Below are 12045 nucleotides of genomic sequence, written 5' to 3'. Positions count from 1 at the left end.
CAGAACCGCAGAACGGCCGTACAGCAGAACGGCGGTACAGCAGAACGGCGGTACAGCAGAACGGCGGTACGGCAGGACGGCAGGACGGCAGAGCGGCCTTACGGCACAACAGCAGCCGGACGGCCCGCGCCGGCCGGTCAGTCGTCGTCCTCGTCCTCGTCGTCCGCCCCGCTGACGCCCTCCCCCTCGGCCTCGTCCACCACCCAGGCCGCGAGCCGCTCCGCGACCCCGGACACGCCGAGCCGCCCTTCCCGGATGGCCCTGGCGAGGCTTCGCACCTCGCGGGCGGTGGTGGCGACGGTGCAGCCGCTGGCGACGAGGTAGGCGTAGGCGACGGCGGTCGCGTAGAGCTCGTTGGTCTTCTCCAGGGCCGGCACCCGTATCAGCTGGTGCATCAGGGCGGCGGCGCGGTCCTGCGGTTCGGGGTAGACGGCGATGTCGAAGATCTCGGCCTGGTGCCGGGTGACGGCTGCGAGCAGTGATCCGTAGTCGGTGACCTGCGGGTCACCGGGCGTGTACTGCTCGGCGGTCATGAGCAGCCACGAGAGGTCGACCTCCAGGTTCAACGGCGCACGTCCTGGAACTCGCCCGGCTCCCCGAACTCGGCGAGGAACGCCGTCTCGTACTCCTTCATGAACTGGGCGGCCGCGTCGACGAAGGCCCGCCCCGACTCACCCATGTCCTGCTGGACCAGGCGCTCGATGTACTGGTTCATGCTGATCCCCTGTTGTTCCGCCCGTTCCCGGGCCATCTCCGCGGTCGTGGCGTCCACCCGGACGTTCAGCTGCTTCTTGCCCATGCCCTTCAAGCTAGCGCCGAAGTGCTAGCACAACAAGGGCGCACACCCTCCGCCGCACACCGCCCGCACACCTGCCGCACGCCCCCGCGCCACCTCCCGTCAGCCGGGCCGTCATCCGAAGCGCCGTCCGGACCGCCACCCGGGCCGCCACGGAACCGCCAGGACCAGGACCGCCAGAACCACCGGAGCCGCCGGAGCCACCACGGAACCACCCGCGCCGCCCCGAACCGTCCCGAAACCCCCCGGGCCACCCGGAAGCCCCGCCGGCCCCACCGGGCACGACCTCAGCTCCCATACCCGCCCCGCCACGACCCCACCCCACCAGGGCGAGCGAGACTTGAAGAGTCCCCCACCATCCGGGACTCTGAACTCTCCTGAGCGTTCCCCGAGCGGCACCGACCGGTGTGGAGGCCGGCAATGACAGCCATGTTCGACCAGGAGCTGCGCGAGCAGCTCGCCCAGGCCCGGCGGGACCTCGCGGCGGCCCGGGCCGAAGGGGACGCCGACGGCGTCCAGGCGTACGAGGGCCGGATCGCCGCGCTCCTGCGGCTCGCCGCCCAGCACGGCATCGACCTTCCGCACAGCGCCGACGAGGAGGAGCAGAACGGCTGACCGCACGCCGGAACGCCGAGGAGGCGGCCCCCGTCCGGTACGGGTGCCGCCTCCTCGGTGTCGAGATCACTCCCCGACGGGCTCCAGGATCGCCACGCACTCGAAGTGGTGGGTCATCGGGAACAGGTCGAAGGCCCGCAGCGACACCGGCCGATAGCCGCCTTCGCGGAAGAACCCGAGGTCCCGGGCGAGCGCCGCCGGGTCGCAGGCCACGTACGCGATCCGGCGCGCCTCCAGGCCCACCAGGTGCGCGACCGTCTCCCGGCCGGCGCCCGAGCGCGGCGGGTCGAGGACGATCAGGTCGGTGGCAGTGATGCCGGTGCGCGGCAGCAGCGTCTCGACCCGGTCGCACTCGATCCGCACATTGTCCAGCGCGGCCAGGTTGTGCCGGGCGTCGGCCACGGCCTGGTTGGCGGACTCGATGCCGAGCACCGCGCCGTCCTCGCCGACCCGGTCGGCCAGCGCGCCCGCGAACAGGCCGACGCCGCAGTACAGGTCGAGCGCGTTCTCGCCCCACTGCGGGTCCAGCCCGTCCAGCACCGCGTCGACCAGCGTCTCCGGCGCCTCCGGGTGGATCTGCCAGAAGCCGCCGTTGCTGACCCGCCAGGTGCGCCCGGCGGCCCGCTCGCGCACGAAGGTGCGCCCGTGCACCCGGTGGACGTCGCCCTGGTCGTCGATCCGGGCGATCGACACCGGCTTGTCCAGCTCGACCAGCGGCAGCTGGGCTCCGGGACGCGGGGTCAGCACGATCTGGCGGTCCGAGGAGCCGGTCGCGGCGACCGCCTCCACGGTGGCGACGCCGGGCCAGTCGCGGGACTCGATGCCCAGCTCACTGACGCCCTCCGCGGCGATCAGGCAGCGGTCCACCGGCTGCACCTCGTGGGAGCGGTGCTTGCGCAGGCCGACCTTGCCGGTCTCCGCGTCCACGGCGTACTGGACCCGGGTGCGCCAGGCGGGCACCTGTCCGGCCGGCAGCTTGCCGCCGACCGGCTCGACGCTGCCGTCCCAGCCCGCCTCGGCCGGGGTGAGTCCGGCCAGCTTCGCCAGCTGCTCGGTCAGCACCGCCGCCTTGAGCTTGCGCTGGCCGCCCGGGGTCACGTGCTGCCAGTCACAGCCGCCGCACCTGCCCGGCCCGGCGAACGGGCAGGGCGCCTCGATCCGCTCCTTGGCGGGCTCCAGCACCTCCACCGCGTCGGCCCGCAGGAACCGCGAGGTGGTGGTGCCCTCGGTCACCAGCGCGACGACCTTCTCGCCGGGCAGCGCGTGCCGGACGAACAGCACCCGCCCCTCGTGCCGGGCCACGCAGTGCCCGCCGCCGTGCGCGACCGGGCCGACCTCGACCTCGTAGCGCTGCCCGACCAGCGGATCCCCGGACGGCTTCTCCTGGCGCGGCGTCCGCGCAGCGGCCGTGCGCAGCGCCTTCGGCGGCCGCACCGCGTCCTTGCGCGGCGCCTTCCGGCCCGCCCCGGCACCGCCGCTCACGTCGGCGCGGGCGCCCTTCCCGGCCCCGGCCCCCCGCTCGGCGCGGGCGGGCTTCTCCGCACGGGCACCCTTCTCGGCACGAGCGCCCTTCTCGGCACGGGCGGGCCGCCCGGCCGGGGCGTCCGGGCGGGGCTCCCCCGGCACGACCGGCGCGGTGCGTGCCGTGAGGCCGTCCCGGTCGGTGGCCTCCGGACGGTTCGGCCGGCCCCAGCGCGGCCGGGAGACCTGCCCGGGCTGGGAGCCGCCCCGACGGGCGCCGCCCTTGCCGGAGGCGCCGGAGGAGCCCGAGGAGCGGGGCGGAGTGTTGCGGGTCACTGGGAGGATTCCTTGCTGCGGTCGGAGGTGCTACCGGCGGTCGCACCGGTGCGGTCGGAATCCTTCGACTTTACGGCCTTCGGCGCCCGGGGATCGCCTCGGCGGACGGCCCCCGGCGGCGACCAGGCCTTCTGCGCCTTGCGCCGCTCCGACGATTCCAGCTGCCAGGGCACCGAGGTCACCATCACCCCGGGCTTGAACAGCAGCCGCCCCTTGAGCCGCAGCGCGCTCTGGTTGTGCAGCAGGTGCTCGTACCAGTGGCCGACCACGTACTCGGGGATGTAGACCGCGACCACGTCGCGCGGGCTGCTGCGCCGCAGGTTCTTCACGTAGTCCAGGATCGGCCCGGTGATCTCGCGGTACGGGGAGTCCAGCACCTTGAGCGGCACCTCGATGCCGCGCTCGTCCCACTCCTGCCGCAGCGCCGCCGTGTCCGCCGGGTCGACGTTGACGCTGACCGCCTCCAGGGTGTGGGCGTGGGCCAGCCTGGCGTAGGCGAGGGCCCGCAACGCCGGCTTGTGCAGCTTGGAGACCAGCACGATCGCGTGGACCCGGGTGGGCGGCACCACGTCGTCCGCCTCGACGGACGCGGTGAGCTCCTCGGAGACCCGGTCGTAGTGGCGGCGGATCCCCTTCATCATCACGAACAGCACGACCATCGCGGCGATCGCGATCCAGGCGTGGCCGATCTTGGTGACCAGCACGACGATCAGCACCGCCATGGTCATCACCAGGCCGAAGCCGTTGATCGCCCGGCTGCGCTGCATGTGCCGGCGCTTGGCGGGGTCGGTCTCGGTGCGCAGCAGGCGGGTCCAGTGCCGGATCATGCCGGACTGGCTCATGTTGAAGGAGACGAAGACGCCCACGATGTAGAGCTGGATCAGCCGGTTCGGGTCCGCGTCGAACGCGATGATCAGCAGGATCGCGGCGATCGCCAGCAGAATGATGCCGTTGGAGAAGGCCAGCCGGTCACCGCGGGTGTGCAGCTGGCGCGGCAGGTAGCGGTCCTGGGCGAGGATCGAGCCGAGCACCGGGAAGCCGTTGAAGGCGGTGTTGGCGGCCAGCACCAGGATCAGGCCGGTGACGGCGGCGACGAAGTAGAAGCCGGGCGTGAAGTTGCTGAACACGGCCTCGCTGATCTGGGCCAGCGCGGTCTTCTGGTGGTAGTCGGGCGAGGCTCCGACGAGCTGTTCGGCCGGGTTCTCGGCCATCTGCACGCCGGTCAGCCGGGCCAGCCAGATGATGCCCATGAACATCACCACGGCGATGGACGCCATCATCAGCAGGGTGGTGGCCGCGTTCTTGCTCTTCGGCTTGCGGAAGGCCGGCACGCCGTTGGAGATCGCCTCGACCCCGGTGAGCGCGGCGCAGCCGGAGGAGAAGGACTTCAGCAGCAGGAACACCATCGCGAACCCGGCCAGCGAGTCGTTGCCCGGGGTGGCGGCGAGGTGGAAGCCGGAGCTCTCGGCGGGCATGTCCTGGCCGAGGGCGAAGTGCCGGAGCACGCCGTAGCCGACCATCCCGACCACGCCGATCATGAAGGCGTAGGTGGGGACCGCGAAGGCGCTGCCGGACTCGCGCACACCGCGCAGGTTCATGCCCATCAGGAGCACGACGACGATGATCGACACGATCATCTCGTGTCCGCGCAGCGCCGGGACGGCGGAGACGACGTTGGCGACGCCCGAGGTGGTGGACACGGCCACGGTCAGCACGTAGTCGACCATGAGGGCGGCCGCGACCACCAAGCCGGCGGCCGGCCCGTGGTTGACGGTCGCGACCTCGTAGTCGCCGCCCCCGCTCGGGTACGCGTGCACGTTCTGCCGGTACGAGGCGACCACGGCGAGCATCACGACCGCCACGACGAGGCCGATCAGCCAGGAGAAGTGGATCGCCGACGCCCCCGCGACGGACAGGGTGAGCAGGATCTCCTCGGGGGCGTACGCGACCGAGGAGAGCGCGTCCGAGGCGAAGACGGGCAGCGCGATCCGCTTGGGGAGAAGCGTTTCCCCGAGCTTGTCGCTGCGGAGCGCGCGCCCGATCAGGATGCGTTTCGGAAGGTCTTTCGGCATAGGCACGTTAAGGAATCGTAGGGGCTTCCCGGACGGGCCTCTGCCGTTTGTCCCCCCCTTCGTCGCGACTGCGTTCTGTGGACCGGCTAGCGTGTCGGATACGAGTCGACGGGCAACACTCGCATTGTCGAGCAGTGTCCAGCCGACGCCCCCACGAGCAAGCTCGTCCCGGCGACCCGGGCGGGAAAGGGAGATGAACGGTGTTTGCGCAGGTCAAGAGCCCTACGGGACGGGTGAGGTAGCGCCGGTGCACATCGTCATCATGGGCTGCGGCCGCGTGGGCTCGGCCCTCGCCAGAGCGCTGGAGAAACAGGGCCACTCGGTCGCCGTCGTCGACCAGGACCCGACGGCCTTCCGCCGGCTGGGCGCCGGATTCAAGGGGCGCCGGGTGACCGGGGTCGGTTTCGACCAGGACACCCTGCGCGAGGCGGGCATCGAGGAGGCCGGCGCCTTCGCCGCCGTCTCCAGCGGCGACAACTCCAACATCATCGCCGCCCGCGTGGCCCGGGAGACCTTCGGCGTCGAGAACGTCGCGGCCCGGATCTACGACCCCCGCCGCGCCGAGGTGTACCAGCGCCTGGGCATCCCCACCGTGGCGACGGTCCGCTGGACCGCCGACCAGATGCTGCGCCGGCTGCTGCCGAGCGGTGCCGAGCCGCTGTGGCAGGACCCGAGCGGCAGCGTGCAACTCGCCGAGGTCGCGTACCACCCGGACTGGGTCGGCCAGCGGATCGGCCGACTGGAGGAGACCTCCGGCGCCCGGGTGGCGTTCGTCACCCGGCTCGGCGAGGGCGTGCTGCCCTCGCCGCAGATGGTGGTGCAGGAGGGTGACCTGGTGCACGTGATGGTGCGCCGGGCGGACCTGACGGCCGTCGAGGCCGCGTTCGCGCAGGGTCCGAAGGAGGAGGGTCACTGATGCGGGTCGCCATTGCCGGGGCCGGTGCCGTGGGCCGCTCGATCGCGGGCGAGCTGCTGGAGAACGGCCACGAGGTCCTGCTGATAGACAAGAACCCGAACTCCATCTCGGTGGAGCGGGTGCCGATGGCGGAGTGGCTGCTGGCCGACGCCTGCGAGATCACCTCGCTGGACGAGGCCGCCCTGCAGCGCTGCCACGTGGTGATCGCCGCGACCGGGGACGACAAGGTCAACCTGGTCGTCTCGCTGCTCGCCAAGACCGAGTACGCGGTGCCGCGGGTGGTCGCCCGGGTGAACAACCCCAAGAACGAGTGGCTCTTCAACGAGTCCTGGGGCGTGGACGTCGCCGTCTCCACCCCCCGCCTGATGTCGGCCCTGGTCGAGGAGGCGGTCAGCGTCGGCGACCTGGTCCGGCTGATGCGCTTCAGCCAGGGCAACGCCAACCTGGTCGAGCTGACCCTCGCCGCCGACACCGAGCTGGTCGGCACCCGGGTCGGCGACGTGATCTGGCCGCCGGACACCGCCCTGGTGACGATCATCCGCGAGGGCCGGGTGCTGGTGCCGAGCAAGGACGACACCCTGGAGGGCGGCGACGAGCTGCTCTTCGTCGCCGCGCAGGAGCGCGAGGAGGAGCTGGAGCAGCTGCTCTCGGCCACCTCCGGCGCCCAGTAGCGGACGCCGGGACACGGCGGAGGGCCCGCACCCGGGTGGGTGCGGGCCCTCCGCCGTACGTACCGGGCGCCGCCCGTGCCAGCTCCACGGGCGCGGCCCCGCAGGGCGGCTACTTCGCCTTCGCCGACTCGTCCTCGTCCTGGTCGTCGTCCAGCTGCGCCTTGATCGGCGGCGGCGCCTTCAGCAGGATCTGCCAGGTGACGTACATCGCCAGCAGCAGCGGCGGGATGCCGAGAGCGACCTTCAGCCAGCCGAGCAGGTTCACGTTGTGGGTGAAGTACAGCGGAAAGAGGATCACCGGCTTGAGGCCCATGATCACCACCCAGGCCCAGGTCGCCTTGGTGTAGGCGGCCAGGCGGCCGGGATTCTCCTTGCGCCAGGTGAACATCTCGCCGGTGATCGGGCCGAGCATCACCCCGATCATCGGCCAGCGCACGAGCGCGGAGGCCGCCAGGGCGATGCAGTAGCCGACGTTCCAGAGCAGGCCGGGCAGGTAGAAGTCCTCGGCCTTGCCGCTCTTCATCGCGATCCAGGCGCCCAGGGCCACCCCGAACACGCCGCTGAAGGCGTGCTGGATGGTCTCCCGCTTCGCCAGCCGCACCACCACGAACAGGCCGCTCAGGCCGAGCGCGGCCCAGGCCGCGGCGCTCACCTGGTGGGTGATGTTGTACGTGACGATGAAGACCAGGCCGGGCAGCGTCATGTCGATCATGCCGCGCACGCCGCCGAAGGCCTGCAGCACCGTGTCGGCGGCCTCCTTGGACGCGGCCTGCCGGGCGGCCTCGGCGGCCGCCGGGTCGAGCTGCGGCTCCACGGCCGGTGTGGCGGCCGACTCCACGGCCGGTGCGACGGCCTTGCCGCCGGGGTGGTTGCTCACGCTTCGCTCCCGTGTCCGACCGGACGCAGCTCATAGCGGGGGTTGAACAGCACGCGGCGCCCGCGCGCGTGGCTGATCCGGCCGCTGGCGACCAGCCGGCGGCCCGGCTCTATGCCCGCGATCGAGCGGCGCCCGAGCCAGACGACCTCCAGCGCCTCGGTGCCGTCGAAGAGTTCGGCCTCCAGCGCCGGCACCCCGGCCCTGGGACGGAGCGTCACCGTGCGCAGCGTGCCCGCGACCGTGACGAGCTCGCGGTCCGCGCAGCCGGCGATCGGCCGGCAGCCGGACTCGGCGGCGATCTCCTGGCGCAGGTCCTCGGCGTCCAGTTCCTCGGCCGAGGAGGTCAGCCGGCTGATCAAACGGCGGAATCGCCCCGGCGGCTGGCCACTGCTGTTGTCACCACTCATGTCGGCAGGGTACCGGTTTCCGGGGCCCCGGCGGCAGGCCGCGCGGCCGCCGGGGGCGCCCGCGGTCAGCCCTCGAAGCGGTATCCCATGCCCGGTTCGGTGATGAAGTGGCGCGGGTGCGAGGGGTCCCGCTCGAGCTTCCGGCGCAGCTGGGCGAGGTAGACCCGCAGGTAGTTGGTCTCGGTGCGGTACGCCGGGCCCCACACCTCCTGGAGCAGCTGGGTCTGGCTGACCAGTCGGCCGGCGTTGCGGACCAGCACCTCCAGCAGGTGCCATTCGGTGGGCGTGAGGCGTACGTCGGTGCCGTCCCGGTTGACCTTCTTGGCGGCGAGGTCGACGGTGAAGCTCTCGGTGACGACCAGCGAGTCGTCCTCACCCGCCACCGGCTCGGCCCGGCGCACGGCGGCGCGCATCCGGGCGAGCAGCTCGTCCATGCCGAACGGCTTGGTGACGTAGTCGTCGGCGCCGGCGTCCAGGGCCTCGACCTTCTCGTCGGAGGCGTGCCGGGCCGACAGCACGATGATCGGCACCCGGGTCCAGCCGCGCAGACCGCGGATCACCTCGACGCCGTCCATGTCGGGCAGGCCCAGGTCCAGGACGACCACGTCCGGGTGGCGGGCGGCGGCCAGCTCCAGCGCGCTCGCGCCGTCGTGGGCCGCGTCGACCTCGTACTTGCGGGCCTTGAGGTTGATCACCAGCGCGCGGACGATCTGCGGTTCGTCGTCCACGACGAGGACCCGGGTCATGTGCGGGCTCCGCCTTTCAGGGCTGTCGGACTATCAGGGCTGTCGGATCTTTCGGACTGTGCGGCTCGGCCGGAGCCGCGACCCGCGGTGCCGGGCCGGCCAGGGCACGGACCGTGCGCCGCTGGGACGAGGGGCGGGTGGTGCGCCGCGGAGGCGAAGGGCAGGTGGTGCGCCGCGTGAGGTGGTGCGCCGCGGCGCCTCATGTGATCAGCTGCGACAGCGGGCCGTCGCCGTCCCCGATCGGCTCCTCCGGTTCGGGCGGCCGTTCGACGGCGGGCAGGCTGACGACCATCGTGAGACCGCCACCGGGGGTGTCCTCGGCGGTGACGGTGCCGTCCATCGCCTCGACGAAGCCCCGTGCCACCGCCAGTCCCAGGCCCACGCCGGCGCCGCGCGGCGCGTCCCCGTACCGCTGGAACGGCGCGAAGATCCGCTCCTTGGCGTCCTCGGGCACCCCCGGCCCGCGGTCCACGATCCGCAGCTCGACCCGGCCCGGCCCGCCCGGCTGCTCCAACGCGTCCGCCTTGACCAGTACCTTGACGCCGTCCGGGCTGTACTTGACGGCGTTCTCGACCAGGTTGGCCAGCGCGCGCTCCAGCAGTCCGCCGTCGGCCCGGACCATCGGCAGGGTCTCCGGGACCTCCAGCCGGACGGACTCCGGGGCCACTCCACCCAGCGCCCACGGCACGACCTCGTCCAGGTCGGTCTCCTGGATCAGCGGGGTGACGGTGCCGGTCTGCAGCCGGCTCATGTCCAGCAGGTTGTTGATCAGGTGGTCCAGCCGGTCGGCCCCCGCCTCGATGCCGGCCAGCAGCTCGGCCTCGTCCTCCGGGTCCCACTCCACGTCGGCCGAGCGCAGCGAGGTCACCGAGGCCTTGATGCCGGCCAGCGGGGTGCGCAGGTCGTGCGAGACGGCGGCCAGCAGGGCGGTGCGGATCCGGTTGCCCTCGGCCTCCCGGCGGGCCGCGGCGGCCTCCCGGGCCAGCCGGCGGCGCTCCAGCACGACCGCGGCCTGGGCGGCGAAGGCGCCCAGCAGCCGCCGGTCCTCCCCGGGCAGCACCCGGCCGCGCAGCACCAGGGCCAGGCTCTCCCCGACCGGCACGTCCACGTCGGCCTCCTCGGGCCGCTGCGGCGGGTGCGGGCCGGCGGTGGCGACCGGCGTCCAGGCGGCCATCCGCTCCGGGCGCTCCAGCAGCGCGGCGCTCTCCTGCCCGAACGTCTCCCGCGCCTGCTCCATCAGCGCCGTCAGCACCCCGTCCCCGTTCGGCGCACCGCGCAGGACCGTGCCGGCCAGCGCACTGATCGTCTGCGCCTCGGCCTGGGCGCGGGCCGCCTGGTGGGTGCGGCGGGCCGCCAGGTCCACCACGGAGGCGACCGAGCAGCCGACGACGGTGAATATCGCCACCGCCATGATGTTCTGCGGCTCGTTGATGGTGAAGGTGTGCAGCGGCGGGGTGAAGTAGTAGTTCAGCACCGAGGAGCCGACCAGCGCCGATCCGATCGACGGCAGCAGCCCGCCGACCAGCGCCGCGCAGACCGTCAGCGACAGGAACAGCAGCATGTCCGTGGACAGGCCCAGCCCGCCGACCGCGGTCAGCACGAGCGCCAGCACCGGCGGACCGGCCAGCCCGATCAGCCAGCCCGCGATCGTCCTGGTCCGACCCAGGTCGGTGATCCGGCGGACGGGCACCGGGCCGCGCCGCCCGTGCCCGGCATGCTCGTGGGTGACCATGTGGACGTCGATGTCCCCGGCCTTCTGGGTGACCGTGGTGCCGACGCCCGGCCCGTACAGGAACTGCCAGCCGGGCCTGCGGCTCGTGCCCAGCACGATCTGGGTCGCGTTCACGCCGCGGGCGAAGTCCAGCAGTCCGGCCGCGGGATCGTCCCCCAGGACGTTGTGGAAGGAGCCGCCGAGGCTCTCCACCAGCGCGCGCTGCTCGATCAGCGTCTGGGGCGAGCCCGAGCCCGCCAGGCCGTCCGAGCGGGAGATGTGGACCGCGAGCAGCTCACCGCCGGAGACGCGGGCCGCGATCCGGGCGGCCCGGCGGATCAACGTCGCCCCCTCCGGGCCGCCGGTCAGGCCGACCACGATCCGTTCGCGGGCCTGCCAGGTGCCCACGATGCCCTGCTCGGCGCGGTACTTCTGCAGGTACTCGTCCACCCGGTCGGCGGTCCACAGCAGCGCCAGTTCGCGCAGCGCCGTCAGGTTGCCCGGGCGGAAGTAGTTGGCGAGCGCGGCGTCGATCTTCTCCGGCGCGTACACGTTGCCGTGCGCCAGCCGTCGCCGCAGCGCCTGCGGGGACATGTCGACCAGCTCGATCTGGTCCGCCCGGCGGACCACCTCGTCCGGGACGGTCTCGCGCTGACGCACGCCGGTGATGCCCATGACGGCGTCGCCCAGCGACTCCAGGTGCTGGACGTTGACGGTGGAGATCACGTCGATCCCGGCCGCCAGCAACTCCTCGACGTCCTGCCAGCGCTTCTCGTTGCGGCAGCCCGGGACGTTGGTGTGGGCCAGTTCGTCGACCAGCGCGACCTGTGGGTGGCGGGCCAGGACGGCGTCCAGGTCCATCTCGGAGAACCTGGCGCCCCGGTGCACCACCTGCTGCCGCAGCACGACCTCGAGCCCGGCGACGAGGTCCGCGGTACGCCGGCGGCCGTGGTCCTCCACGAACGCCACCACGACGTCCGTGCCGCGCTCCCGCCGCCGGTGCGCCTCCGCGAGCATGGCGCACGTCTTGCCGACCCCGGGGGCCGCCCCGAGGTAGATGCGCAGCCTGCCACGTCCCATGTGCACCATTCTTGATCCGGCCCCGTCCGGCGGCCATCCCCGGACACCTGTTCCCGTCCCCTTCGAGACTACGGCGTGAGAGGCGATTTTCCGCTGATCAGTGCGCTGATCACGTGGTTTTAGCGGCATATTGACGGAGGAGCAGCCACTCGGCGGGGATCCCGCAGGGCAGCGCGCCGCCCCTGGTCAGCCGGCCCTGCCGCGGGACTCCTCCGGTACTCCGGCCGATTCCCACGGTGTCCCGGAAATGCGAGAAGGCCCTGCCCGGGAACCCGGGCAGGGCCTTCTCAGAAGAATTGTTCGGCGGCGTCCTACTCTCCCACAGGGTCCCCCCTGCAGTACCATCGGCGCTGTGAG

At 72.6% G+C, this 12045-nt stretch carries 11 protein-coding genes; 3 read left to right on the top strand and 8 right to left on the bottom strand.

The features are described from left to right. Positions 1–137 precede the first annotated feature (137 nt). Together ACGF07_RS22415 and ACGF07_RS22410 are read right to left on the bottom strand one after the other, a co-directional pair. Entirely contained in the window at positions 138–566 is a 429-nt protein-coding gene (locus ACGF07_RS22415) for a fic family toxin-antitoxin system, toxin component (RefSeq protein WP_350740912.1), read from the bottom strand. After that, positions 563–799, bottom strand: coding sequence for a toxin-antitoxin system HicB family antitoxin (locus ACGF07_RS22410; RefSeq protein ID WP_350740910.1), 237 nt, complete (start codon positions 797–799; stop codon positions 563–565). The genes ACGF07_RS22415 and ACGF07_RS22410 overlap by 4 nt, the downstream gene beginning before the upstream one ends. A 417-nt stretch (positions 800–1216) precedes the next feature. On the opposite strand from ACGF07_RS22410, the gene ACGF07_RS22405 reads away from it, so the two are divergent. Then, positions 1217–1411 (top strand): hypothetical protein, encoded by a 195-nt coding sequence (locus tag ACGF07_RS22405; RefSeq protein ID WP_350740908.1) that lies wholly within the window; start codon positions 1217–1219, stop codon positions 1409–1411. A 66-nt stretch (positions 1412–1477) separates the two neighbouring features. Here the strand turns inward: ACGF07_RS22405 and ACGF07_RS22400 are convergent, their stop codons facing one another. Both ACGF07_RS22400 and ACGF07_RS22395 read right to left on the bottom strand, forming a co-directional pair. Beyond that, positions 1478–2827 (bottom strand): class I SAM-dependent RNA methyltransferase, encoded by a 1350-nt coding sequence (locus ACGF07_RS22400; protein ID WP_392901583.1) that lies wholly within the window; start codon positions 2825–2827, stop codon positions 1478–1480. Positions 2828–3204: 377 nt separating this feature from the next. Then, on the bottom strand, positions 3205–5280 hold the full coding sequence (locus tag ACGF07_RS22395) for an APC family permease (protein ID WP_392901581.1): 2076 nt from the start codon (positions 5278–5280) through the stop codon (positions 3205–3207). 247 nt (positions 5281–5527) lie between these two features. On the opposite strand from ACGF07_RS22395, the gene ACGF07_RS22390 reads away from it, so the two are divergent. Both ACGF07_RS22390 and ACGF07_RS22385 read left to right on the top strand, forming a co-directional pair. Next, entirely contained in the window at positions 5528–6196 is a 669-nt protein-coding gene (locus ACGF07_RS22390; protein WP_350740904.1) for a TrkA family potassium uptake protein, read from the top strand. Continuing rightward, positions 6196–6867, top strand: a complete 672-nt coding sequence (locus ACGF07_RS22385; RefSeq protein ID WP_350740902.1) for a TrkA family potassium uptake protein — start codon at positions 6196–6198, stop codon at positions 6865–6867. Before ACGF07_RS22390 ends, ACGF07_RS22385 begins: the two co-directional genes overlap by 1 nt. A 109-nt stretch (positions 6868–6976) precedes the next feature. Here the strand turns inward: ACGF07_RS22385 and ACGF07_RS22380 are convergent, their stop codons facing one another. The 4 genes from ACGF07_RS22380 to ACGF07_RS22365 all read right to left on the bottom strand — a co-directional run bounded on the left by ACGF07_RS22380 (position 6977) and on the right by ACGF07_RS22365 (position 11688). Next, positions 6977–7744, bottom strand: a complete 768-nt coding sequence (locus ACGF07_RS22380) for a DUF3159 domain-containing protein (protein WP_392901427.1) — start codon at positions 7742–7744, stop codon at positions 6977–6979. Next, entirely contained in the window at positions 7741–8151 is a 411-nt protein-coding gene (locus ACGF07_RS22375; protein ID WP_350750372.1) for an OB-fold nucleic acid binding domain-containing protein, read from the bottom strand. Before ACGF07_RS22375 ends, ACGF07_RS22380 begins: the two co-directional genes overlap by 4 nt. Positions 8152–8216: 65 nt before the next feature. Further along, a complete protein-coding gene (locus ACGF07_RS22370) occupies positions 8217–8897 on the bottom strand; it encodes a response regulator (protein ID WP_350749961.1) in 681 nt (226 codons plus the stop codon). Positions 8898–9096: 199 nt separating this feature from the next. Next, a complete protein-coding gene (locus tag ACGF07_RS22365) occupies positions 9097–11688 on the bottom strand; it encodes a sensor histidine kinase KdpD (protein WP_350749964.1) in 2592 nt (863 codons plus the stop codon). Between the last annotated feature and the right edge of the window lie 357 nt (positions 11689–12045).

Source organism: Kitasatospora sp. NPDC048194 (assembly GCF_043202455.1).
Classification (GTDB): domain Bacteria; phylum Actinomycetota; class Actinomycetes; order Streptomycetales; family Streptomycetaceae; genus Kitasatospora.
The sequence above is the reverse complement of the archived record's forward strand: the minus strand, read 5'-3'. Positions and strand labels throughout refer to the sequence as shown.

What these genes read in the sequence shown, in the direction of transcription:
- ACGF07_RS22375 (WP_350750372.1), bottom strand. Translation starts at nt 8,151, where the DNA reads ATGAGTGGTGACAACAGCAGTGGCCAGCCGCCGGGGCGATTCCGCCGT.
- ACGF07_RS22410 (WP_350740910.1), bottom strand. Translation starts at nt 799, where the DNA reads ATGGGCAAGAAGCAGCTGAACGTCCGGGTGGACGCCACGACCGCGGAG.
- ACGF07_RS22395 (WP_392901581.1), bottom strand. Translation starts at nt 5,280, where the DNA reads ATGCCGAAAGACCTTCCGAAACGCATCCTGATCGGGCGCGCGCTCCGC.
- ACGF07_RS22365 (WP_350749964.1), bottom strand. Translation starts at nt 11,688, where the DNA reads ATGGGACGTGGCAGGCTGCGCATCTACCTCGGGGCGGCCCCCGGGGTC.
- ACGF07_RS22385 (WP_350740902.1), top strand. Translation starts at nt 6,196, where the DNA reads ATGCGGGTCGCCATTGCCGGGGCCGGTGCCGTGGGCCGCTCGATCGCG.
- ACGF07_RS22405 (WP_350740908.1), top strand. Translation starts at nt 1,217, where the DNA reads ATGACAGCCATGTTCGACCAGGAGCTGCGCGAGCAGCTCGCCCAGGCC.
- ACGF07_RS22370 (WP_350749961.1), bottom strand. Translation starts at nt 8,897, where the DNA reads ATGACCCGGGTCCTCGTCGTGGACGACGAACCGCAGATCGTCCGCGCG.